The organism is Kordiimonas laminariae (assembly GCF_023008165.1).
GTDB classification, from domain to species: domain Bacteria; phylum Pseudomonadota; class Alphaproteobacteria; order Sphingomonadales; family Kordiimonadaceae; genus Kordiimonas; species Kordiimonas laminariae.
Genome location: NZ_JAKQZA010000004.1, coordinates 328,390 through 351,009 on the forward strand (window position 1 = coordinate 328,390; position 22,620 = coordinate 351,009).

Genomic DNA, 22,620 nt, shown 5'->3' on the forward strand with positions numbered 1-22,620 from the left:
AACTTTGAGCAGGAAAACTTATGGATATTCGCCTCGGTCTTACCTTTGATGATGTTCTTCTCGTCCCAGCAGCTAGTGATGTAATGCCCGCCCAAGTGGATGTGCGCACAAACGTTACAAAAAGCATTAGCCTTAACATTCCCCTTCTTTCTGCCGCTATGGATACAGTGACAGAAGCGCCAATGGCTATTGGCATGGCGCAAGCAGGTGGTATGGGCGTTATTCACCGCAATATGACAGATGATGAGCAGGCCGAAATGGTCCGCCGCGTTAAAAAATACGAATCTGGCATGGTAGTGAACCCGGTTACAATGTACCCAGATCAATCAGTTGCTGATGCTATGGCGCTTATGAGCCGTCATAAAATCTCGGGTATTCCGATTGTTGAGCGCGGAAACGGCGCGGGTCCCAAAAAGCTTGTAGGTATTATCACAAACCGTGATGTTCGTTTCCTAACAGCAAGTGAACAACCGGTTTCAGAACTGATGACCAAAGAAGTGGTTAAGGTTCGTGAAGGTGTTTCCAGTGAAGAAGCAAAGCGTCTATTCCATCAACACCGCATTGAAAAACTGATTGTTGTTGATGGTGAAGACCGCTGTGTGGGGCTTATCACTGTTAAGGATATGGAAAAAGCGGTTGCCAACCCTGATGCTTGTAAAGATGAGCAGGGCCGCCTTCGTGTTGCGGCTGCAACGACTGTAGGCGACAAAGGTTACGAACGTGCTGGCGCTCTTGTTGATGCAGAGTGTGATTTGATCGTTCTTGATACAGCGCACGGCCATTCAGCACGTGTTGTTGAACAGGTTGAAAAGATCAAGAAAACTTGGGGCCATGTTCAGCTCGTGGCAGGTAACGTCGCTACAGCTGCTGCCGCTGAGGCACTGATTGGCGCAGGCGCGGACTGTATTAAAGTTGGTATTGGCCCAGGCTCTATTTGTACGACACGTATTGTGGCTGGTGTTGGTGTGCCGCAGCTTACCGCTGTTTCTGATGTTGCAAAAGCAGCTGATAAACACGGTATTCCGATTATTGCTGATGGTGGCTTGCGTACATCTGGCGATGTGGCGAAAGCAGTAGCAGGCGGCGCGAGCGTGTGTATGGTTGGATCGCTCCTTGCGGGTACGGAAGAGGCACCAGGTGAAGTGTTCCTTTATCAAGGTCGTTCTTATAAAGCATATCGCGGCATGGGATCAGTTGGTGCGATGGCACGTGGTTCTGCTGACCGTTATTTCCAAGACGATGTGAAAGATACACTGAAGCTTGTGCCTGAAGGTGTTGAAGGTCAGGTGCCATATAAAGGCCCGGCCGGAAATGTGCTTCACCAGCTTGTTGGTGGTCTTCGTGCCAGTATGGGGTACACAGGTAGCCGTACAATCACTGATATGCGCACAGGCGCTGAATTTGTTCGTATTACAAACTCTGGCCTCAGCGAAAGCCACGTTCACGATGTAACGATTACACGTGAATCGCCTAACTATCCTTCAGGAAGGTAATCAATGCGGCCATCCGCAAGAATCGCAGCTTTTATTGAGCTGATTGAGAAAATCGAAGGGGGCATCGCAGCAAGCGGTGCCCCTGCTGATTCTATCGTAAACACATATTTCCGTGAGCGTCGTTACGCAGGTTCCAAAGATCGCCGCACTATCAGTGAGTGGGTTTATGGTTATCTGCGTTCGAGAGCTTATCACCTTTGGGCGCTTGAGAATGTAGGTGTGGAACCTGCGGCGCGTTATGCTGTGTTGTCCTATTTAGCCGTAGAAGCTGCAGATATGCTGCCTCTGTTTGGGGAAGAAGGTGGTTACGGCCCTGATGCGCTGACTGAGGATGAAGTTGATCTAATTGAAAAGCTTCAGAGCTTTGATACAGTGCCGGAAGAGATTTCAGCAAATATTCCTGAATGGGCACAAGCTGGTTTTAAAGAACGATTTGGTAAACACGCTATAGAAGCGGCAAAAGCACTTAATATTGCAGCTTCACTTGATCTTCGTATCAATAAGTTTAAAGCCAAACGAGATATCACTGATTATCTGACGCTATTGCCGGAAGGCGCGGAACGCACACCATATTCAAGCCTTGGTCTTCGATCTCATACCAAGCCAAACTTGGCGGGTATGAAAGAATATAAGGCTGGTGAAGTAGAGGTGCAGGATGAAGCAGCGCAATTGGCTTCGCTTCTTGTCGGCGCTGAGCCAGGTATGCAGGTACTTGATCTTTGCGCTGGTGCAGGTGGTAAATCTCTTACGGTTGCAGGCCAAATGGCCAATAAAGGCCAACTCTATGCTATGGATGTTTCGCGTAAACGGTTACGTGAATGCGAAAAGAGAATTGAGCGAGCAGGGGCACGTAACATTCAGGTAAAGCTTCTGAATATGGATGCAGAGAGCCGGACTGAGGCACTAGCTGGCTTCAAAGCTGCCTGTGATCGTGTTTATGTGGATGTACCGTGTACGGGAACTGGCACTTGGCGTCGTAGCCCTGATCAACGTTGGCGTTTCTCAAGTGAAAACCTCTCTGATATGTATGCGATGCAGTTAGGCTTACTTAAGGAAGCTGCACCACTTGTGAAAGAAGATGGCCGCTTGATTTACATGACATGTTCTGTGCTCCCGCAAGAAAATGAACGGATTGTTAGTCGGTTTATGAAGCAGCAACCTGAATGGAAGCTCGTTGATTACCGTAACGTATGGAATGAAGTGCTTGAAACTGAGGCACCTAAAAGCCTCTCTAGCATGGAAGAATGCTTGCAGCTTGCCCCTCATATGCATGGTACTGACGGATTCTTTATCGCAATTTTACAGAGATAACCAACTTCGGTGTTATGATTTTAGATAGATTCGTCGTGTAAAATGCACGAATGGTCTAAAAAAGCAGACAATAAGTATAAATGCCGTTAGGTTGGTTTTGTAATAGATAGCAGAGGTATCAATGATTGTACGTTCCGTTTTTTCCGCTGTGGTAGCTGTTAGTTTATTTGCTGCACCAGCGTTTGCGCAAACAAATGAAAAATATAAGCAGGTTTCAGAAAAGTATGTAGCTGAAGCGAATGTTGCGCTTAAATCAGAGAATAATGCCCAAGCACAGGTTTTGTTTGAGCGTGCTATTGTAGCAAATCCTGCAAATGTGACAGCATTAATTGGTCTTGGTCAAACCCATGAGGCGGAAGGTCGTATTGGCCGTAGCCTTAAGTATTACCGCCATGCGCTTGAGATTGAACCAAACGCACTGCCTGCTCTTGAAGCTCAGGCACTGGCATTTCTAAAGCGAGACATGATTGACAGAGCTGAAAGTAATCTTTCTAAGCTATCGCGTCTTTGCCCAAATGGCTGTAAGGCACTGGATACTGTTGAGACCAGTATTGAAGGCTATAAAGCTAGAAAAGCTGATGAGGATCAGAAAGAGCAAGGTTAAAACTTGCTATATTGATCACCTCAAAAGAAAAGGCGCCAATCGGCGCCTTTTTTTATTGGGTCATTATGGTGTTTATTTGAATTCACCCGGCCATTCAGCGGCGATATAAGTGAATACAGCCCACGCAGCTACATTCTTCCGCATGTTTTCAGGTTTCACTTTATCAAGTGTGTCGTCTGCGGTGTGGTGCAGATCGAAATAGTCAGTACCGTCCTGCATCAGATCAAGGGTTGGCATGCCTGCACGGCCCATCTGGCCTACGTCTGGACCACCACTTGATTTACGTTCGTGGCGAAGAACTCCAAGAGGGCGCATCAGCTGAGCCATTTTATCAACCACAAAAGCAGAATCGCGATTTACATTCGAAGCCAGTGCCCAAATGGGGCCTGCACCGAAATCTGACTCTGCACCAATCTGGTGGTGTTTTCCGGCATCATCACCATGAACTTTGGCATATTGACGTGCGCCAACGAGACCAATTTCCTCGGCGGCAAACAATACAACGCGGATTGTTTTGCGAGGGCGCTGTGGTGCAAGGCGTTTAATAAGATCAGCTGTAGCCATGGTAATAGCAACGCCTGCGCCGTCATCAACCGCGCCCGTACCTAGATCCCAGCTGTCAAGGTGTCCGCCGATGAGCACGATATCTTCTGGTTGTTCACGGCCAGTAATTTCACCAATCACGTTTGCCATTTCCACGTCGCCGTGGTGCTTAACTTGGATATCAAGTTTGAGTGTGATTGGTTTCCCGCGTGTTAGTATCCGTTCCATAAGGTCTGCATCTGGGTTGGAAAGAGCTGCCGCAGCAATTGGCTTCACGCCTTCAACGTAGTTCACGCCGCCTGTATGTGGCAGGCGGTGGCTATCTGTGCCGATAGAGCGGATCACAATGGCCAACGCACCCTTTTTCGAGGCTTCAACCGCACCTGCACCACGGGCACGAACAGCAGGGCCATAACCAGCGCCATCAATATGACGTTCCATTCGGTTGGAAATAAAGACGATTTTGCCTTTAACATCGCTTGCATCTGCTTTTTGAAGGTCTTCAAAGGTTTTGAAGTGTGCGATTTCAGCAGTTACCCCACCTTCTGGTGTTCCAACAGATTTACCAAGTGCTGTGATGTGAAGTGGCTGTGTAAATGGGGCTAGCACTTCGGCGTGTTCAGAAAGGCGTTCCCAGTAAGGTACCATTACTGGCTCGGTATAAACTTTATCAAAGCCTAGCTTTTTAAATTTAGCGATAGCCCAATCAATCGCTTCTTGCTCTTTAGGACTGCCAGCAAGGCGAGGGCCGATTTCTGTCGTAAGTGATTCCAACAGATTATAGGCTGTATCATCTTTCAGACCCGCATCTCTCAGCATTTTGGCTGTATCAATTGTTTGATCTGAAAGGTCTGGTTGCTGCGCAAGAACAGGCGCCGCAAATAAAAGTGCGGCAGCTGTTGCTGCCTGCAATGACTTGGAAAGTAACATGGTTTCCCCCTAGTAGGTTTTCGCCCGCTACAGTGCTGGATTGCAGTTGGAGCGTCAAGTATCAAGGCTTTGGTTAAGGGCTAAGTTTAGCTGTTGTGAAATCAAAAGGTTGTGTGCTTTATACAAATAACAGCATTCCGGAAGCCAGGTGGGGGAATATGGAAATTCAGGGTTTAAATCGGTTCGAGCTCGAGCCTGTTGGGCATTATGCAGATAAAGGCATGGTGTTTGACATGATCATTGATGGCATCTCGTATCTTGAGACAATAAAGTCGTATGAAGCCGAGCGCGGTTATGAACCTGCTGGCGCTTATGTTCCGACACTGGGAACCGTTGAGATTATGTGCCGGTCTTTGAACAGGGAATTCACAATGATTCCTTATGGCTGTGACTGCGGTGTTTGGGAATGTTGGTGGCTTTTTTGTACCGCGCGCTGCTATTCTAAAATGGTCTATATTGATAGTTGGTCTAACCCACGTAGAGATGATAAGAGCCGTGATACGGAAGGGTTTTACTGGCGTTATAATAGTTTGAAGCCTGTCTGTGTTGATATCGAAGAATATGATGCTGCCATAAAAGCCGCACAGTCTATCATTAAAGAAGATGCTTCCACCTTATGGATGGTTGAGAAATATGAACGGGAGCGGATACTGTGATTGTACAGATGGAACGGCTGAAGGGCCATAATATCTTTCGGTTGAATAAAAAACGTTCCGTAGCCGTTTGTGTTCGGGAAGGTGATCTTCCTTTAGTACATGCTAGTTTTCAGCCGACACACATCTGTAACATTGGTATCAACGATCGTCAGAAAATCAGGCGGCTGGAAAAATTGGCACCGAACGTTACGCCCTATGGCCTACCTTCTAAGGGTATTCCCGAAAGGTTGTCGGATAAACTTGAATGCAGAGAAGAACTGTTCAGCTTCGTGAATCTTATGAATGCGGAGGTTGAAGAAAGGCGTGTGCTGTTATGCTGCTCCGGGGATAAATGGCCGATTAGACAGGCTGGTATGTATATGGCGGCTGTATTCTATAGTCAGGGAATTGAAGCGGTGCAGGAGCATATGGAAGCCTTCAGTCAAGAGCTTCACCGCATGTTAAATGGCAGAGAATATAGTTTTGTACGCTCCGCCATCCTTGGCGACTTTGAGTAAAGAAAAAGCCCTGATATTTCAGGGCTTTTGCATTGCTAAAGATTTTCCATCCAGCTTGCTAAATCTTCAAGGGCGCGTTTGCTCATGGCTGGTTTGCGTTCTTTTTTCTTCACTCTGTGTTCAAACGGAGGGAACAGGCCGAAGTTCACATTCATTGGTTGGAATGTTTTAGCGTCAGCGCCGCCTGTGATGTGATTAATAAGGGCACCAAAGGCTGTAGTTTCTGGTGGCGCTATTGGTGTACCGCCTTTGCGTTCTGTTGCTGCGAAGCGACCACAAATAAGGCCCATAGCTGCACTTTCAACATAACCTTCTACCCCTGTCATTTGGCCAGCGAATCTTAGGCGTGTATCTGCTTTCATGCGCATCAAGCCATCGAGTACCAATGGGCTGTTGATGAAGGTGTTGCGGTGAAGACCGCCAAGGCGCGCGAATTTGGCTTCTTCTAGGCCTGGAATTTTGCGGAAAACACGTTGTTGCTCGCCGTATTTCAGCTTGGTTTGGAAACCAACAATATTATAAAGTGTGCCTAGTTTATTATCCTGCCTTAGCTGCACAACAGCATGGTGTGGTTCATCTGTATGAGGGCTTTGAAGGCCAACGGGCTTCATTGGACCAAAACGAAGTGTTTCAGGGCCGCGCTCTGCCATCACTTCAATCGGCATACAGCCTTCAAAGTAAGGAGTGTTTTCTTCCCATTCCTTGAAATCTGTTTTTTCACCTTCGTTTAGATCAGTAATGAACTCATCATACTGTTCTTTGCTCATCGGTAGATTGATATAATCAGCGCCGTCACCTTTATCGTAGCGGCTTTGGTACCATGCTTTATCAAAGTTGATGCTTTCTTTGTATACGATCGGTGCAATCGCATCAAAGAAAGCAAGGCCGTCTTCACCGCACAGCTCAAGGACAGCTTCTGAAAGTGCTGGTGAGGTTAGGGGGCCTGTTGCCACAATCACGTTGTCCCATTCTTTAGGCGGGAGACCTGCTATCTCTTCACGCTCAATAGTTACAAGTGGGTGTGCTTCAAGCGTTTTGGTTACATCTTCAGAGAATGCATCACGGTCAACCGCAAGAGCAGAGCCCGCTGGTACTTTATTGCGTTCTGCCGCCGCCATGATGAGTGAGTTCATCCGGCGCATCTCTTCATGTAGAAGGCCAACGGCATTATTTTCATAATCATCAGAACGGAATGAGTTGGAGCAGACCATTTCCGCCAGCCTGTCAGTATGGTGGGCATCTGTTTTCTTAACACCGCGCATTTCGTGCAAAATTACGGGAACGCCTTGTTCCGCTATTTGCCATGCTGCTTCCGAGCCCGCGAGGCCACCACCAATGATATGAATAGGATCCATTACAAAACCAACTTATTTGCTTTTTACGTTTGGCGCCTGTTTACCGGAGACAGGCTTTTATTGTAAGCAAAAAAGATAAGTTTCTGGGAAGAAAGCGGGATTTGAGAGGTTATGTCGATTTCGGCTAAGCATATCTATAGTATTTTATCGGAATGGCCTGAGCGCAAGATTGGTAGCGAAGACGAGATGATGGCTCGTGAGGCGCTGATGACTGAATTGCTAGCTGAACCTGATGTTGAAATAGCAGAAGAAGGCCTTCGTCTCCCTAGATCAATCTGGTTTATTGAATTTGTGATGGTTAGTGGCGCTTTAGGGGCGATATGGATGGCATCTATTATGCCGTATATAGCTTTGCTTGTAGGGCTTCTATTGGTCGGCTGCTTTATGCTGCATATGGACGGTCGCAGAACACCAATAGACTGGTTGGTACCCTCAGTAATATCTTCTAATTTAGTCGCGAAAAAGGGGAGCGGGAAGCGGCTCTATATTGTCAGTGCATCACTAGATAATGATCTTAAATTTTTGAATAAAAAGGTTGAATTAAGTGTACATAAAAACATAATTTTTTATGCATATGTATTTGTCTTTTTATGGGCTGTTATTATCCCTGTTTTTTATATATTGGGTTTCGGGCTTGCTGGCTGGTTCGAGTTATTAATCACCGTTTCTTTATTAAGCATTTTTTGCCTCTACCGAGTTTCAATGAATGATATGAATTCAGGTCATTTAGCCGGTGTTGCTGCAGCTACGTCTGCGGCATGTGGTTTATGGCGAAAAATGCCGCATGGTACAGAGGTTAGGTTGGTTGTTTCAACTGGTGGCCGATTGTTGGGGTACGGACTTGAGCATTACCTTAAACACCATGCCTCTGAGTTCGAGGAACGCGATATCTATGTTCTAAATTACGATACCCCGCAAAATGAGGAAGTTGCGTATATTGGAAAGGCGGGGGTGTTTACGTCTACCGGGTTTGAGAACATTATGAAGATGGTTGCTCAAGGCTTGGTTAAGCTAAACCCTTCCTATAGTAAGATACGAGCCATAGATGCAGATACTGTTTTACCGGAAAGTGTGCTGTGTGCTCGAAAGGGTTATACGGCACTGACGATTACTTCTAAACTTGGAGTGCAAGAGAAGCCAGATTTAGAAGCTATGGAAAAAGCTTCTAAATTTGGAGAAGCAATATTACGGATGTTGCCGGAAATGAAAGGTAAGCGGGATGCGCGCTGAAGATGTTTTATATTTTTGGTTTACGGAAAATGGGCCAAAACAGTGGTGGCAAAAATCTGAGGCTTTTGATGCCATTATTCGCCGGAAATTTATAGATACATATGAGTTGGCTATTGTGGGCGGCTTATCTGAATGGCGAGAGACAGACCGTGGTAGGCTAGCTGAAATCATTGTGATTGATCAGTTTGCGCGAAATATGTTCCGTGATACTCCGCGCGCCTTTTCCGCTGATCCGATTGCTCTAGTACTGGCGCAAGAAGCGGTGTTGCGCGGTGTTGGTGAAAACTGGACATCGGAGATGAAGCAATTTCTTTACATGCCTTATATGCATAGTGAAGAGCCAAAGATACATGAAGAAGCCGTAGAGTTATTCAGCACGCCTGGGCTTGAAGATAACCTGGGTTTTGAGCTTAGGCATAAGGTGATTATTGATAGATTTGGTCGTTATCCTCACAGAAATGCAATTCTGGGCAGAGAGAGTACGGAGGAAGAACTTGAGTTTTTGAAACAGCCGGGAAGCCGCTTTTAAGGCGATGGCGCTTGAGTAATCTCTAATACGTCATGCTCGTATTTATATAATATTTGATCATAAACGCCGTTTGCTTTGATTTCTTTCAATGCCTTGTTGAACTGCTTGCAGTGTTCAGGGTTTTTGAAGCGCGCTGAAATCTGAACCGGATCCAGAATGTTATGAGATTCCATTGCCTGATATTCGCCAGTGCGATCAAAATGGTTTTTCTGGTGGTATTTGATAACTAGGCTGTCGCTGACAATCGCATCAAACCGGCCTTTGTATAAAATTTCGATGTGCGATTGTTGGTGGTAGGATTCAACATAGTTGGGGTTGTTTCTTGTAGCCTTCCGGAAGGCGTGAGATAGATACTTTGAAGCGCCGTCAAAGGATATGATCTTTAGGTTGGCAAGATCATTTACATTTTCGATCTTCAGGCCTTTTTCTTTTAAAGTAACGACATGCGCTAAATGCTGAATATACCAATCTGTTATGCAGCCATCTGTGTTCGTGTTCTTCGGTTGAATTAAGTATCCATCCAGATTGGTGCCTTCAAAAGGTGCTACCATTCGCTTACGGGGAAGGTGAACATACTCAAATTGAAGGTTGCTGCGTTCCTCTATTGCGGCGAGAATTTCCATATCAATGCCACCCTTAAACTTACCAAAAACAAAAGGTGGCGTGTTTATACGGCTGGCAACAAGAAGAGTTTCTTTCTCTTGCGCAAGAGAAGGGCTAGCTGCAAAGCAGAATAAAGTAAATAAGCCTATGCTTGAGAGCAAAGTCTTCAAATGAAGTAGTGAAATATTGATTTTTGGTGCAATTAAAGTTGAAGACATATTACTGAATGCCTGCTTACACAGTACCCTTTACTATACGGTTTTATTTACGGTACCACTATCTTTTGATTTGGGCTATTTAATATTCCAGCCATTGAGATGGTATCGTAATATGTGCTTACAATCTGGCGGTATGTGCCGTTTTCCCTGATATTTTTTAAAGCAGTATTAAAGGCATCGCAAATGGCCTGATCATGGAAGCGAGCAATATAGTATGAAGCTGGCAGGATCTCGTGTTGCTGCATTTTCATATAATTACCTGTTGCCTCATAATACCTGCGCTGAGCCAGTTTTAAAATCCATTCGTCTCCAACCACGGCATCAAATCTGCCTTTGTAGAGAAGAGCTATGTGTGTGCTTTGATCAGCTGCTTCGGTATAGGCTGGGTTTTGTAAAACGGTATTTTTGTACCGAGGGCCTAGGTATTGGGTTGCTCCATCGAAGGAGACAAGCCGGATAGATTTTAAATCGTCAAGGCCGCGGATGTTCAGATCTCGGTCATTCAGTGTGAAAGCAAAGTTTTGATGTTTTAGGTACCATTCAGTTGCGCAGCCAACTTTCGAAGCTTTGGGGTTCTGAGTAAGGATACCATCCATTTGTTGAGCGTCGAATGACTGGATCATTCTGATGCGCGGCATTTGTACAAACTCAACATTAAGGTTGGCAATTTTCGCAATTTTTCTTATGAGATCAATTTCAATCCCATGATCGGCTCGTTCATAAACATAAGGGGGTAGATCGTGACGGGTTGCGATTTTTAGTGTGTCATTCGCTTGAGTTTGAACGGATGCAATAGCTAGTCCCATAAGTATTAGGAACTTGATCTTATTGGAAAATAGTCGATTGAACTTATTGTTTTTTATGTTCAGGGCCATATAGGTTCGCAAGCATTGTTCAAACTCAATTACTAACCTCAACAATATGAGGGAAATGCAATGGTATCATTCCCCTCGTTAAAATTCTATTTCTATCTGCGGAGCAACCTTTGATCAGATGGATATGTAATACGGTACTGATGTTTAATTTCCCAAGTTTCACCTGGCTTCAGGGTTTTTCGCCACATCAATAGCCCCTGCTTGTTATCCATGTTGACTTCGGTAGGTTTGGTGGCACCTTTTATCGAAGTTACCTTGATGTCTTTGTGGCTTGATACAGGTATACGATCAAAAATCTCAATAACCTGCTCAGTGCTATGCTGATTTTTAACAGAGATAAGAACGCGTTTTTCTTCAATGTTGGATTTAGTGAAAACGCCCTTTTCACCGTTTTGGGGAGCCTGAAGAGTGTATGAGATATCAACTAGATTATCGACGCCAAATGGCAGATTGAGAAGCTCTCCGCTGATGAGGTCAGGCCACCGGTCTTTTCCAATGAAATGACCATCCCTATAGAGTGAAGCTTCAATATTGCGCTGTGTTTCAAGGTTATTGAACTGGGCTTGTGCAAAAACATAAGCAGTTTTATCTACGCGCGGAAGAGCTCGTATAACTGTATTAGCGTCTGTTTTATTACTGGATATTATCAGTTCGGAACTATCTGCAGAGCTTTCTAGGCTATAGGCGCCGGAGATATTATAGCTGCGATTAAATGTGCTATTGCTTGAAGATATCCTGCGTGATCCTGTTATTGCTATTGCTTCAGCAGAGTCAGCCTGAACGAGGCCAAATTCCTGCCTAGGCGCAGAAGCCTTTAGGCGTTCTAGCTCCAGAAAACTTAGAAACTCAGGTCTTTGGTTAATTGAGCCGAACCTGCCGAACTGGTAATTGTTTGATAAAGTTAAGGCGATGTTAGTCCAGTTTTCACCAGTTTTCTGAGAAATTGAGGCTTTATCAGTGATGGTGATTTGTTCCGCTTCAGTATCAAGCAGGCTGCTTACGTCTAATTTCCACTTGGCATTTTCCATGAAATAATTAAGGGCTAGTTCAAGGGTTTGTGCCTCTTTAGTTTCAAGGGTTACCACGCCTGTTATGGTATCATCCTGTCTGTCGCCGGCTTCCTGTAATTTTCGATAAAGCGCATTAATTTCGCTGCTTAAATCATTAATTTTTAATCTGGAAGTGGCAATCTCGCCTAATAGCTTATCACCTTTTTCACCAATAAAATTAAAGGCATTTTGCCAATCATTTACGGATAAATTGGCCGTTTGTTGCCCACCGTTATTGCCGAGTGTGCGTAAGAAGTTCATCTGTAGTTCTTTGGATTCTATGCTTCTTTGTTCTTCCGCAGCTTGCTTTTGCAGAAAATCAATTTGCTCTTGAATGTTTCTCTGGGCATCCGAGGTGATTTCAGAAGCATAAACTTCCTGAAATTTAACACTCGTTATCTCCGCTTTACCTTTTAAGATGTTGATAAAGGGCGAAAACTCTTTGTCAGCATTTTTAGGGAGGCGTGGAAATGTAATTGTATGTAAGCCCGCTTCGACAGTGAAGGTTGCTTTCCGTCCAACAAGCGCACCACCATTTCGGTAAACCGTTGCGGTATCAACCTTGTGATCAGCAGTGTAATCATCTGCAAATAAAGCGGATGAAGTTAGTGAGGATGAGATGAGAAGGGTGGATAGTAGATATTTTTTCATGATTATTCCCCATACAGTCTTGCTCTTAGAATGCATCATGCGTCTATCTCTATCAAATAGAAATGAACGCAGGATGTATGCGCTGTATAGGGAATTATATGCCTAAGTATTGCCTTATTCGGCAGCCTGACGAGTAAGAACTGGTGCTAGATAGCGGCCGGTGTAACTGCGGTCATTCTTTGCTACCTCTTCAGGTGTGCCTGTAGCGACGATTTCACCGCCACCATCACCACCCTCTGGGCCAAGGTCTAAAATCCAGTCGGCGGTTTTGATAACCTCTAGATTATGTTCAATCACGATAACAGTATTGCCTTGATCTACAAGTGCTTGCAGAACTTCCATCAGTTTTCTGACATCTTCAAAATGTAAGCCTGTGGTCGGCTCATCAAGGATATAAACAGTCTTACCGGTTGAGCGCTTCGAAAGCTCTTTTGCAAGTTTCACACGTTGTGCTTCGCCGCCCGATAGCGTTGTGGCCTGCTGGCCTACGCGGATATAGCTTAGACCCACTTTATCAAGCATTTCAAGCTTGTTTCTGATGGCTGGAACAGCTTTAAAAAATTCAACACCTTCTTCAACAGTCATATCAAGAACATCCGATATGCTTTTGTCTTTAAAGCGAATTTCCAAAGTTTCCCGGTTGTAGCGCTTACCTTTACACTGATCACATTCCACATATACGTCCGGCAGGAAATGCATTTCGATTTTGATAACGCCGTCACCCTTACACGCCTCACAGCGTCCGCCTTTTACGTTGAAGGAGAAACGCCCAGCTTTATAACCGCGCGCCTGCGCTTCAGGAAGTCCAGCGAACCATTCTCGGATTGGGGAGAAAGCACCTGTGTATGTAGCTGGGTTGGAGCGAGGTGTTCGGCCAATCGGGCTTTGGTCGATATCAACGATTTTATCAAGGTGCTCAAGTCCCTCAATTTCCTTGTGCGCGCCGGGCATAACCCGTGAGCCATTCAGGTGCTTTGCGATGGCCTTGTATAGAGTTTCAATGGTGAAGGTAGATTTACCAGAACCAGATACGCCTGTAATGCAGGTTAGGGTGCCAAGAGGGATTGAGCCGGTCACATTCTTGAGGTTGTTTGAGGTTGCCCCCTTAACGGTCAGGAATTTATCTTTATGGCCTGTACGACGAGCGGCAGGGATTGGTACCCCTCTTTTGCCAGTAAGATATTGGCCCGTGAGACTCTTTGGGTGGTTCATCACTTCTTGCGGGGCACCTTCGGCAACGATAGTGCCGCCGTGTTCGCCAGCACCTGGTCCCATATCAATCACATAATCAGCGGTGCGGATCGCATCTTCATCGTGCTCAACTACGAGAACAGTGTTCCCGATATCACGGAGGTTCTGCAACGTTTCCAGAAGGCGATCATTGTCTCGCTGGTGCAAGCCAATGGATGGTTCATCTAGAACATAAAGTACACCGGTAAGGCCTGAACCAATTTGCGAGGCAAGCCGAATACGCTGACTTTCGCCGCCAGAAAGTGTTCCAGATGAACGGCTTAGGTTTAGATATTCAAGTCCTACATTATTAAGGAAGCTAAGGCGGTCCTGAATTTCTTTAAGAACTTTTTCCGCAATAGCGTTCTGTTTTTCGGTAAGCTTTGCAGGAAGAGCCCCGAACCAATCATGTGCACCTTTAATGGACAGTGCAGTAATATTGCTGATGTGGGACCCATCAATTTTAACAGCGAGCGCTTCCGCACGGAGACGATCACCTTTACAGGATGTACAAGTGGTTGAGCTCTGATATTTGCTCAATTCTTCCCTCATCCAGTTGCTGTCTGTTTCACGCCAGCGGCGCTCGATATTGTTAATTACACCCTCGAAAGGCTTGTTCACCTCAAACTTACGTTTGCCGTCGGCATAGGTAATGGTCACAGGTGTTTTGCCTGTACCGTAGAGAAACGCATCTTGCGCTTTCTTCGGTAGGTCTTTCCATTTTGTATCCAAAGATACATCGAAATGGCGCGCTACAGCGTCTAGCGCTTGGAAATAGAAGGGAGATGGGTTGTTAGCTTTGTTAGCCCATGCGGCAATAGCGCCATCTTTCACAGTTTTAGTTTCATCAGGTACAACAAGGTCTGGATTGAAATACAGCTTTTCACCAAGGCCATCACAGGATGTGCAAGCACCGAACGGATTGTTGAATGAAAAAAGACGCGGCTCAATCTCTTCGATAGTGAAACCTGATTCAGGGCAGGCAAACTTTGCAGACATCAGGTGCCGTTCACCGTCTTCACCTTTTATTACGGTTTCAATGGCTACAAGCCCTTCAGAGAGGTCAAGCGCTGTTTCTACACTATCGGCAAGGCGTTGCTGCATATCATCTTTAATAACTAAGCGGTCAACCACTACATCAATATCGTGTTTGAATTTCTTATCGAGTGCAGGGACTTCATCAATCAGGTAAAATTCGCCATCCACTTTCACGCGCTGAAAACCGCGTTTCTGCAGTTCTTGAAATTCTTTGCGGTACTCACCTTTACGCCCACGAACAATTGGAGCCATTAGATAAAGGCGTGTGCCTTCACCAAGGGCAATAATGCGGTCTACCATCTGGCTAACGGTTTGGCTTTCAATAGGGAGACCTGTGGCTGGTGAGTAAGGAATACCAACGCGCGCCCACAATAGGCGCATATAATCGTAAATCTCTGTAACCGTACCAACGGTGGAGCGAGGGTTTTTGCTCGTAGTCTTCTGTTCGATGGAAATAGCCGGTGATAGCCCTTCAATATGATCTACATCAGGCTTTTGCATAAGTTCAAGGAACTGGCGAGCATAAGCGCTCAGGCTTTCCACATAACGGCGTTGGCCTTCGGCATAAATGGTATCAAAAGCGAGGGAAGATTTACCGGAACCGGAAAGGCCTGTGATAACCACAAGCTTATCGCGGGGAATATCAACATCCACGGATTTCAGATTATGTTCTTTTGCGCCGCGAACGGAAATTTCAGTTAGCATCTAATCCTCACTCTACGAAAGTTACAGGCCATCAAGTGGCAATTGCACCTTAACCTGTCAAGCGCCTTGACAATAGTTTGAGTTTTGGAACAAATAAAGAACAAATGCAATAGTGATGACAGGAATTGTCAGTATGAACTCAAACCTTAAAGAAGGCGGCTGCCTTTGTGGCAAAGTCCGGTACCAGATTGATCTAAAAAATCACCAAACGGGCAATTGTCATTGTAAGGATTGCCAACGTCAGGCAGGTGCGCCTTTTGTGCCTTTTACGAGTGTCGATGCGGTTCAGTTCAAGTGGCTTTCAAAGCCTGATGGTGAATATAGGGCTACAGAGAAGGCGGTCCGACGCTTTTGCACATCCTGCGGTTCGTTGGTCACATGGGAAGGTGTAGATTTTCCGTACAGAAAAACTGTAGTAACTTCTACACTTGATGTGATGACAGCAACTTTTGATGAGCCAGAAGATATTCCTATTACTTACGAAATTTTCACGAAGAACCGCTGGAAATCTATACCGCCAGTGCCGGGCGCGAAGCAGTTCCTCGAAGATAATGAGTAGGCCTTCATGGCCTATTGGTTAAGTGCTCTTATAACCATAGGAACGAGATAATAATAGCAGGCAGCAATCACGGTGAGGCCAATGATAATGCGGATTAATTGTTGCTTTCGCTGGGATGTTTGTAGGTCTTTTAGCATATCTTGTTTTTGCGAAGCTGTAAGATGGTAAGTGTCATCCTTCGGACTGCCATATTCATTTCGCCATTGATTGATGGTGTCCGCCACATCGGTTGGGGTGTTCAGCCAAGTGATATTAAGTTTGATATCTGCGTTGTTTGATGAAGCACATGACGAAGCACTCGCCCCGTATTGGAGATCATGCTTCATATCGGTATGCGCGTAGAGAGTGCGGACACGGTGCTTACGGCTACCAGATTCGATCAAAGTAAAGGGACCAACATCTTTCCAGTGATATAATTTATTCGAAAGAACGGTCTTATAGCGAATGCCTTCAATCGATAGTTCTAATTTTGGTACCGAAATCAATGATAAGACCAATCGAATGAAGGCCTGCAGGATGCCGAAGCTTGCGACGACAAGAAACAAAGCAGTAAACAGGTAAGCAATAGTGGATTTTTCGGTGTCAGAATTGGGCTGGTTAACGACTAGAATTTGGTAAAAAAAGTACAAAAACAAGATGCTCACGATGAAGACTATTGCTGCTGTAATTTTATTCGGCGTATAAATTATTGTTTGGCGCATCGCTTTCCCCCTCCGTCGTTGCATTTCATATGTTAACTTGGTGAGAAAGTAGACACAAGATTTACAAATAGCTGAGCCACCAGTCTTTCCGGCGTGCTTTAATACCTGCAAACCATTTACATGCTGGATAAAGCACAGCCACTATGCCTATCCAAACAAGCCATGCGCCCCAGAGTGGCAAACCATAATTAGAAGGCGCAGCCCAGAAGCCACCCGCCAGTGCTTTCCAGCCAACGCCTTGGAATTCCGCGAGTGCCATTGCAGCTACATGAATCAGGTAGATGTGAAGTACATAAAAGAAGAAAGGCACACGGCCCAAGGTGACCGTGGCATCATAAAGCCAACCGCGCCATTTCTCGGCATATGAAAGAATGATAAGCGCAGGTCCCAACGTCATAGCAAGATAGAGAAGGGACGGCGGGTACTTTTGCCCGTTTATGAAGGACAGGAGCGTGTGAACCCAGGTTTCTTCCTGTTTCCAGGGTGTTGGGTCACCGTACAAGTTGGTTGCTCTAAGTGCGATAAAGAAAAATATGATACCAACACCTAGTTTAACAAGAAAGCTCCGGCGCCACGCTGCATCAGTGTTTGGCTCATAAATGCGCGCTAATATATACCCAAGTGGCATAACGCCAATCCATGGCAGCGCCGGATAAGCTATGTAGGTGGGCCAGCCGAAATCTGTGGTAAAAATAGGATTATGGAGCGCATGCCATAAGGGAGCAGGGCTTCCCATGCCCGATATTGGGAATATACCGTAATCCAGAGCGTTATGCCCAAATACGATAACGACCCCAAAAGCAGCAATAAACCAACGCGGTAACCATATAAGCGCAGCCATTACCAGCATGGAAAAGCCCAGAACAGCTATCACCTGCATGGTGATGAAGTTAAAGTTAAATGCCCAGCCAAAGGTGATAATCACCATTTCTACGAAGATCAGCCATAAACCTCGAGTGATCAGGAACTTACATATATCTGCTTTACTTTTGGTAGCTTCCATCAGGCCGATACTAGTACCCGCCAGCAAAACAAAAACGGGGGCGCAGAAGTGGGTGATCCAGCGGGTAAGGAATAACCATGTGTCACCCTGGGTATAATCGGTGGGATCAAAGTTGATGATATTGAAATAATCACGCGTATGGTCCAGCGCCATAATAATCATTACCATCCCACGCAGGAAATCTATCGATTGCAGGCGTTCGCTTTTGATCCCAGTCATGGTAGCTACTCCGCTTTATCCATGCGGGTATAGATACCGTCGAACCAAAGGTCCCACTTCTCGGTGGATGGGTTATACTGCTCGAATAACTGTCGCACGGTGCCATCTTCATTTGGGGTCCAGGTGCCGCGGATAGGGAAGGATGTGTTATTGGTGTAATACCAGATATGACCAACGAGATGCATAGCACCATTTTCCAAGCCGCCTTCAATATCGATGGAGTATGAGCCCGCAGACAACCACACCTGCCGCCATTTCTTGGTCAGTGGGTTATAGTGATTGGTACTGATACCGGTACCGCCTGTGGCACTTTTCCAGCTTTCAAAAACGGCACAACCATTTTCGATAGAAGTGATAGAGTTGTTGCCAGCGACTTTGCCGTTGGCGCGGCTTTTTACTTCCCAATTACCGAGCCAGAAATCAAAATCCCTGAAGTGAGGGTCTGATTGGCATGGCTGGGGTTGGTTTTGTGCGTTAACGGATGAACTTAAAAGGGTGAACGCAGCTATAGAAACAGCAAGAATCTTTATCATAATTGTCTCCTCATTCCCTGATTGGAGATTATATCAAGGGTTTATAGCAACGAACTGTTTTGAGGCAGGCAGATAAGCAAATGGGATAAGCCGTTACATTATAGGTGATATTTGACAAAAGAACAAAAATAGAACAAAGTAATCCACAAGTTTTTTCAGTTTCTACTCATGCAGAGAATTGCAGCAGGGCATAAGTTCGTTTAATGTCGCGCAAAGGGCAGATTCTATTGCCTATAAGAATTCAAGTAAGGGGGCTAATGTGGCCGGTAGCGTTAACAAAGTAATTTTGGTAGGTAACCTCGGACGTGATCCAGAAGTGCGTACAATGGGTAATGGTTCACCAGTGGTGAACCTTTCTGTTGCAACGACTGAAAGCTGGAAAGACCGTCAGACAGGTGAACGCCGTGACCGCACAGAATGGCACCGTGTGGTTATCTTCAACGAAAACCTCGCGAAAGTGGCTCAAAACTATCTTCGTAAGGGATCTTCTGTATATCTAGAAGGCCAGCTTCAAACACGTAAGTGGACAGACCAGTCTGGTGTAGAGAAATATACAACAGAAATCGTGCTTCAACAGTATCGCGGCGAGCTTACAATGCTTGGTGGCCGTGGTGATGCTGGCGGCATGGGTATGGGCGCTGGCGGTGCAGCTGGCGGCTTTGGTGATAGCCAGGACAGTTACGGCGATAGCTTCGGTGGCGGCGCGCCTGCACAGGGCGGCGGGTTTGGCGGTGGTCAATCACAAGGTGGCGGCATGGGTGGTGCAGCTGATCTTGATGATGAGATCCCGTTCTAAGTCGATTAGTATTTTAAATTATAAAAATGAGCGGCCATGGCTGCTCATTTTTTTTGTTCTGTTTTTCGAGGGATGAATTATGATCAACCTCGAACATTATGTATTTTACCGAATGGGGGCTTAATTAGATGCGTAAGTTACTTACAACCGTTTCATTGGCGATTGCTGTTGCTTCTGCGCCCGCTGTTATGGCTGACGCTACCAAGGGTAAGCTGAGCAGCTATGAGAAGCTTGAGGATGTTTTCAAAGGCTTCAAGCCACACGAAACTCTTCTTGTACTTGATAATGACGATACCATCAGCACTATGCCGTGTGTGGATGAGAAAAACTGCCAGTATCTAGGCGGTGCGGCTTGGTTTGATTGGCAAGATCACCTGATTGAAAAGGATGACCCTAATAGGGTGGCTAAAGATTTTGGTGAATTGTTGCAAATTTCTGCGCTCATCTTCAATGTTTCCAATATGCAGTATACGGAACAGCGCTTACCTGAGAAGCTTCAGGCGCTCACAAAGAGCGGTGTACGTTTGCTCGTTGAAACAGCTCGCGGCACAGATAATGTAGATGCCACATCTCGTCAGTTTAGAAACCTCAAAATGGATGGTTCTAAATACAAAAACTTTAAAGAGTTTGTGCTTGCGAATGGTCTGGCCTTCGACGGCACAAAAAGCCTGCCAAGCCCAGTTAAGCCATGCGGTATCAATGGTTCTCGTCCAGTAACCTTCCAACAGGGGGTGATGTATCTGGCGGGGCAGAATAAAGGCGTGATGCTTCAATGTCTGCTTGAGCAATATGCGCTGCAAGCAGATATCAATATGCCGATTAAGAATATCGTGTTCATTGATGATACGCCAAAGAATGTTGAGAATGTTTACAAAGCATTCAAGGGTAGCGATGCCTATAACGTGCGCGCATTCCACTATACAGCGTTTGACAAACATAAAAAGGTACTTACCGAAGGCCCTCGTAGTGAGGAACTTCAATCAAAAGCCAATGAGCGGTGGGATGCGATAAAAAACACTCTTGGAGATCAGCTCCTGATGCCAGCGATGCCAAAATAAAATTAAAGGGAACCGGGCTTAGTGCCCGGTTTTTTATTTGGTAATGTTTACAGCAGTGTTCTTGAAAGAAGGCGTTTTACTGCGCGCGTCAACGGCAGTACCTGTCAGCACGTTAGCTTCTGGATAGTAAGCGAGGATATTGCCTTTTGGTACATCGAAAGTGAACACTTTCACGTTTTCCATGGTACCGAATTCTGATGCCACTGTAATCTGGCTATGCTGTTCAACATCGAGCCTTTTCATATCATCTTTGTTCATCATTACACACCAGCGGTCATCAGTGCCGCGGTAGGTATCTTTGTTTTCATAAATGATAGAGTTGAACTGGCCTTCGCTCCGCAGGGTAGTGAGTGTAAAAGGAAAGGCTTGATTTGTAGTTATTTCGGGTAAGTCGCAAGCGATAAAAGAGGCTTTGCCTGAAGATGTTTTAAATTCTGGCGTGTGGAATAGCCTACCATTAATATGGAATTCTTTCTTTGCCACATCAATATCAGCGAGCGCTTCCATTCCGGGCACGATTTCGGCGATTGCTTCGCGGGTTTTACTGTGGTTTTTAAATTCATTAAACGCGAAAGGCGCATCTGGAAGAATGCTGTCTGCCAAGTCGCACAGAATAACGCTTTCTGGCCTAACACAGTCATGCCGCATAATACCGCCGTCACTTAAACGCACAAAATTGAACATGCTTTCCTGTGTGGTAGGGGACCATTCTTCATCACGTGCAGTTACAGGCAAGATAATGCATTCTGAATTATCAATGCCGTTCACATGGCCTTTGTTAAGCGTTGTAGTGAGGAACAGTTTGAAGCCAATTTTATCGAGCGCTTCTGCTGCCCAATCTGAACTGGGGTTAGCGGCATAAAGATTGCCACCCATAATAAGTGCCGTATCTACTAGGTCTTTATGCGCGGCTTCCATACAAGCCATGGTATCCATGCCTTCTTTACGAGGAAGGGCGATATCAAAGGCGGTTTCCATACGTTTGAAAACTTCTTCAGTTAGCACCGGTTTAACGCCGATAGTACCTATGCCTTGCACATTGGAATGGCCACGAAGGGGTAGGAGGCCTGCATGATGTTTCCCAACCATACCACGGAGAAGGGCGAGGTTTACCAGGCTTTCGATATTCTCCACACCGTTCAGGTGGTGGGTTAACCCCATGCCCCAAGCAAACACTGCTTTTTCGGATTTGCCGTATAGTGCGGCAATACGATCAAAATCTGTTTTGTGAAGGCCGGTGAGTTTACAGATATCAGCCCAACTTTGTTGTTGTAGCTTTTTGATTAGTTCTTCAAAGCCTTCGGTATGACTATCAATAAAATATTGGTCTTCTGTTTTTTGTTCGAGAACAGCCTTTGCGAGCCCCATAAATACTGCGACATCTGAACCGATATTTGGCTGCAGGTAATCTGATGCGATGTCAGAACCACCAAGCAGCAAGGATTTAGGGCTTTTAGGAACTGCAAACTTTATCAGTCCAGGTTCCTTGGCCGGATTGATGATAATCACTTCTCCACCGCGTTCACGGCAGGCTTTCAGTTTATGAATGAACCGAGGGTGGTTGGACGATGGGTTCGCACCTACCACAAAAACCAAATCACAATGGTCTAAGTCATCGAGTTCAATGGTGGCTGTACCTGTGCCAATTGTAGTACCAAGCGCCACACTGGTTGCCTGATGGCAGTAATAGGAGCAGTTGTTAACATTGTTGGTTCCGAACATGCGGGCAAACAACTGGAAGATAAAACCAGCTTCGTTGGAGGAACGGCCTGAAGAGTAAAAGAAACTACGATCTGGGTCTGTTGCTTTGAAACGCTTTACAGCAATGGCCATAGCTTCGTCCCAACTGATAGGGGAAAGCTTATCATCACCGGCTTTCTTATGCAGAGGGGTATTAAGGCGGCCCAGATGTTCCATCTCCTTGCCGTCCAGTTCACGAAGCTCATCAAGGGTGTGTTCGAATATCTCAAGAGGAATGGCGGCTTGTGTATCGCTGGATTGTGCCTGAACGCTTTTATTACAAACAGAGGGAAACTCGCCGAGTTCGTTGGTCATCCCGCCCTGTTGGCCACCCATTCCTAGCGCACAGGCTTTACAGGTATTGTTTGAATTCAGGGCCTTGGCAGCTTTTTTAACACCCATTTTCCTAACGGTATTAAGTGTGTATATAACCTTCTTAACACCGCCACCCACAACGGTTGGATTATCAGTTTGTGATGTGGGCATAAGAGGCC

At 45.8% G+C, this 22,620-nt stretch carries 20 protein-coding genes; 10 read left to right on the forward strand and 10 right to left on the reverse strand.

What is annotated here, in order from left to right; genetic code table 11:
• Positions 1 to 20 precede the first annotated feature (20 nt).
• From guaB to MF542_RS10145, 3 genes are all read left to right on the forward strand, one after another.
• Entirely contained in the window at positions 21 to 1,493 is a 1,473-nt protein-coding gene (guaB, locus tag MF542_RS10135) for an IMP dehydrogenase (protein WP_247018764.1), read from the forward strand.
• A gap of 3 nt (positions 1,494 to 1,496) precedes the next feature.
• Positions 1,497 to 2,804 (forward strand): RsmB/NOP family class I SAM-dependent RNA methyltransferase, encoded by a 1,308-nt coding sequence (locus MF542_RS10140; protein WP_247018766.1) that lies wholly within the window; start codon positions 1,497 to 1,499, stop codon positions 2,802 to 2,804.
• Between the two features lie 121 nt (positions 2,805 to 2,925).
• The gene (locus tag MF542_RS10145; protein WP_247018768.1) at positions 2,926 to 3,408 is read left to right on the forward strand and encodes a tetratricopeptide repeat protein; all 483 of its coding nucleotides are present in this window, start codon (positions 2,926 to 2,928) and stop codon (positions 3,406 to 3,408) included.
• Between the two features lie 72 nt (positions 3,409 to 3,480).
• Here MF542_RS10145 and MF542_RS10150 read toward each other — a convergent pair whose 3' ends face one another.
• Positions 3,481 to 4,881 carry a M20/M25/M40 family metallo-hydrolase gene (locus MF542_RS10150; protein ID WP_247018770.1) on the reverse strand — a complete coding sequence of 467 codons (1,401 nt, stop codon included), beginning with the start codon at positions 4,879 to 4,881 and terminating at the stop codon, positions 3,481 to 3,483.
• Positions 4,882 to 5,039: 158 nt separating this feature from the next.
• On the opposite strand from MF542_RS10150, the gene MF542_RS10155 reads away from it, so the two are divergent.
• Together MF542_RS10155 and MF542_RS10160 are read left to right on the forward strand one after the other, a co-directional pair.
• Entirely contained in the window at positions 5,040 to 5,537 is a 498-nt protein-coding gene (locus MF542_RS10155; RefSeq protein WP_247018772.1) for a hypothetical protein, read from the forward strand.
• The gene (locus tag MF542_RS10160) at positions 5,534 to 6,034 is read left to right on the forward strand and encodes a hypothetical protein (protein WP_247018774.1); all 501 of its coding nucleotides are present in this window, start codon (positions 5,534 to 5,536) and stop codon (positions 6,032 to 6,034) included. The genes MF542_RS10155 and MF542_RS10160 overlap by 4 nt, the downstream gene beginning before the upstream one ends.
• A gap of 35 nt (positions 6,035 to 6,069) precedes the next feature.
• Here MF542_RS10160 and trmFO read toward each other — a convergent pair whose 3' ends face one another.
• Positions 6,070 to 7,389: a methylenetetrahydrofolate--tRNA-(uracil(54)-C(5))-methyltransferase (FADH(2)-oxidizing) TrmFO gene (gene trmFO / locus MF542_RS10165; protein ID WP_247018776.1), complete on the reverse strand. Its 1,320-nt coding sequence runs from the start codon at positions 7,387 to 7,389 to the stop codon at positions 6,070 to 6,072.
• 111 nt (positions 7,390 to 7,500) lie between these two features.
• On the opposite strand from trmFO, the gene MF542_RS10170 reads away from it, so the two are divergent.
• Positions 7,501 to 8,619 (forward strand): hypothetical protein, encoded by a 1,119-nt coding sequence (locus MF542_RS10170; protein ID WP_247018778.1) that lies wholly within the window; start codon positions 7,501 to 7,503, stop codon positions 8,617 to 8,619.
• Positions 8,609 to 9,148, forward strand: a complete 540-nt coding sequence (locus tag MF542_RS10175; protein ID WP_247018786.1) for a DUF924 family protein — start codon at positions 8,609 to 8,611, stop codon at positions 9,146 to 9,148. The genes MF542_RS10170 and MF542_RS10175 overlap by 11 nt, the downstream gene beginning before the upstream one ends.
• Here MF542_RS10175 and MF542_RS10180 read toward each other — a convergent pair.
• The 4 genes from MF542_RS10180 to uvrA all read right to left on the reverse strand — a co-directional run bounded on the left by MF542_RS10180 (position 9,145) and on the right by uvrA (position 15,517).
• Positions 9,145 to 9,969, reverse strand: coding sequence for a substrate-binding periplasmic protein (locus tag MF542_RS10180; RefSeq protein WP_247018787.1), 825 nt, complete (start codon positions 9,967 to 9,969; stop codon positions 9,145 to 9,147). The genes MF542_RS10175 and MF542_RS10180 overlap by 4 nt on opposite strands.
• Positions 9,970 to 10,016: 47 nt before the next feature.
• The gene (locus MF542_RS10185; RefSeq protein ID WP_247018788.1) at positions 10,017 to 10,775 is read right to left on the reverse strand and encodes a substrate-binding periplasmic protein; all 759 of its coding nucleotides are present in this window, start codon (positions 10,773 to 10,775) and stop codon (positions 10,017 to 10,019) included.
• A gap of 161 nt (positions 10,776 to 10,936) precedes the next feature.
• On the reverse strand, positions 10,937 to 12,544 hold the full coding sequence (locus MF542_RS10190; RefSeq protein ID WP_247018789.1) for a mucoidy inhibitor MuiA family protein: 1,608 nt from the start codon (positions 12,542 to 12,544) through the stop codon (positions 10,937 to 10,939).
• Between the two features lie 114 nt (positions 12,545 to 12,658).
• Positions 12,659 to 15,517: an excinuclease ABC subunit UvrA gene (gene uvrA, locus MF542_RS10195; RefSeq protein WP_247018791.1), complete on the reverse strand. Its 2,859-nt coding sequence runs from the start codon at positions 15,515 to 15,517 to the stop codon at positions 12,659 to 12,661.
• A gap of 133 nt (positions 15,518 to 15,650) precedes the next feature.
• Here uvrA and MF542_RS10200 point away from each other — a divergent pair, with 133 nt between their 5' ends.
• On the forward strand, positions 15,651 to 16,076 hold the full coding sequence (locus MF542_RS10200) for a GFA family protein (RefSeq protein ID WP_247018793.1): 426 nt from the start codon (positions 15,651 to 15,653) through the stop codon (positions 16,074 to 16,076).
• An 11-nt stretch (positions 16,077 to 16,087) separates the two neighbouring features.
• Here MF542_RS10200 and MF542_RS10205 read toward each other — a convergent pair whose 3' ends face one another.
• The 3 genes from MF542_RS10205 to MF542_RS10215 form a co-directional block, all read right to left on the reverse strand.
• Positions 16,088 to 16,777 carry a hypothetical protein gene (locus MF542_RS10205; RefSeq protein ID WP_247018795.1) on the reverse strand — a complete coding sequence of 230 codons (690 nt, stop codon included), beginning with the start codon at positions 16,775 to 16,777 and terminating at the stop codon, positions 16,088 to 16,090.
• A gap of 61 nt (positions 16,778 to 16,838) precedes the next feature.
• Entirely contained in the window at positions 16,839 to 17,999 is a 1,161-nt protein-coding gene (locus MF542_RS10210) for an acetyltransferase domain-containing protein (RefSeq protein ID WP_247018797.1), read from the reverse strand.
• A gap of 5 nt (positions 18,000 to 18,004) precedes the next feature.
• Positions 18,005 to 18,532, reverse strand: coding sequence for a hypothetical protein (locus MF542_RS10215; protein WP_247018799.1), 528 nt, complete (start codon positions 18,530 to 18,532; stop codon positions 18,005 to 18,007).
• A gap of 259 nt (positions 18,533 to 18,791) precedes the next feature.
• On the opposite strand from MF542_RS10215, the gene ssb reads away from it, so the two are divergent.
• Both ssb and MF542_RS10225 read left to right on the forward strand, forming a co-directional pair.
• Complete coding sequence (gene ssb, locus MF542_RS10220) at positions 18,792 to 19,328, forward strand: single-stranded DNA-binding protein (RefSeq protein ID WP_255832552.1); 537 nt, start codon at positions 18,792 to 18,794, stop codon at positions 19,326 to 19,328.
• A 128-nt stretch (positions 19,329 to 19,456) separates the two neighbouring features.
• Positions 19,457 to 20,386: a DUF2608 domain-containing protein gene (locus MF542_RS10225; RefSeq protein ID WP_247018801.1), complete on the forward strand. Its 930-nt coding sequence runs from the start codon at positions 19,457 to 19,459 to the stop codon at positions 20,384 to 20,386.
• A gap of 33 nt (positions 20,387 to 20,419) precedes the next feature.
• Here MF542_RS10225 and MF542_RS10230 read toward each other — a convergent pair whose 3' ends face one another.
• Positions 20,420 to 22,612, reverse strand: a complete 2,193-nt coding sequence (locus MF542_RS10230) for an FdhF/YdeP family oxidoreductase (RefSeq protein WP_247018804.1) — start codon at positions 22,610 to 22,612, stop codon at positions 20,420 to 20,422.
• Positions 22,613 to 22,620 lie beyond the last annotated feature (8 nt).

Excerpts from the sequence above, each read along its gene's own strand:
- MF542_RS10210 (WP_247018797.1), bottom strand. The coding sequence starts at position 17,999 with ATGACTGGGATCAAAAGCGAACGCCTGCAATCGATAGATTTCCTGCGT.
- uvrA (WP_247018791.1), bottom strand. The coding sequence starts at position 15,517 with ATGCTAACTGAAATTTCCGTTCGCGGCGCAAAAGAACATAATCTGAAA.
- MF542_RS10180 (WP_247018787.1), bottom strand. The coding sequence starts at position 9,969 with ATGTCTTCAACTTTAATTGCACCAAAAATCAATATTTCACTACTTCAT.
- MF542_RS10150 (WP_247018770.1), bottom strand. The coding sequence starts at position 4,881 with ATGTTACTTTCCAAGTCATTGCAGGCAGCAACAGCTGCCGCACTTTTA.
- trmFO (WP_247018776.1), bottom strand. The coding sequence starts at position 7,389 with ATGGATCCTATTCATATCATTGGTGGTGGCCTCGCGGGCTCGGAAGCA.
- MF542_RS10205 (WP_247018795.1), bottom strand. The coding sequence starts at position 16,777 with ATGCGCCAAACAATAATTTATACGCCGAATAAAATTACAGCAGCAATA.
- MF542_RS10170 (WP_247018778.1), top strand. The coding sequence starts at position 7,501 with ATGTCGATTTCGGCTAAGCATATCTATAGTATTTTATCGGAATGGCCT.
- MF542_RS10225 (WP_247018801.1), top strand. The coding sequence starts at position 19,457 with ATGCGTAAGTTACTTACAACCGTTTCATTGGCGATTGCTGTTGCTTCT.
- MF542_RS10175 (WP_247018786.1), top strand. The coding sequence starts at position 8,609 with ATGCGCGCTGAAGATGTTTTATATTTTTGGTTTACGGAAAATGGGCCA.
- MF542_RS10190 (WP_247018789.1), bottom strand. The coding sequence starts at position 12,544 with ATGAAAAAATATCTACTATCCACCCTTCTCATCTCATCCTCACTAACT.
- MF542_RS10215 (WP_247018799.1), bottom strand. The coding sequence starts at position 18,532 with ATGATAAAGATTCTTGCTGTTTCTATAGCTGCGTTCACCCTTTTAAGT.
- MF542_RS10155 (WP_247018772.1), top strand. The coding sequence starts at position 5,040 with ATGGAAATTCAGGGTTTAAATCGGTTCGAGCTCGAGCCTGTTGGGCAT.
- MF542_RS10185 (WP_247018788.1), bottom strand. The coding sequence starts at position 10,775 with ATGGGACTAGCTATTGCATCCGTTCAAACTCAAGCGAATGACACACTA.
- MF542_RS10145 (WP_247018768.1), top strand. The coding sequence starts at position 2,926 with ATGATTGTACGTTCCGTTTTTTCCGCTGTGGTAGCTGTTAGTTTATTT.
- MF542_RS10140 (WP_247018766.1), top strand. The coding sequence starts at position 1,497 with ATGCGGCCATCCGCAAGAATCGCAGCTTTTATTGAGCTGATTGAGAAA.
- MF542_RS10230 (WP_247018804.1), bottom strand. The coding sequence starts at position 22,612 with ATGCCCACATCACAAACTGATAATCCAACCGTTGTGGGTGGCGGTGTT.
- MF542_RS10200 (WP_247018793.1), top strand. The coding sequence starts at position 15,651 with ATGAACTCAAACCTTAAAGAAGGCGGCTGCCTTTGTGGCAAAGTCCGG.
- guaB (WP_247018764.1), top strand. The coding sequence starts at position 21 with ATGGATATTCGCCTCGGTCTTACCTTTGATGATGTTCTTCTCGTCCCA.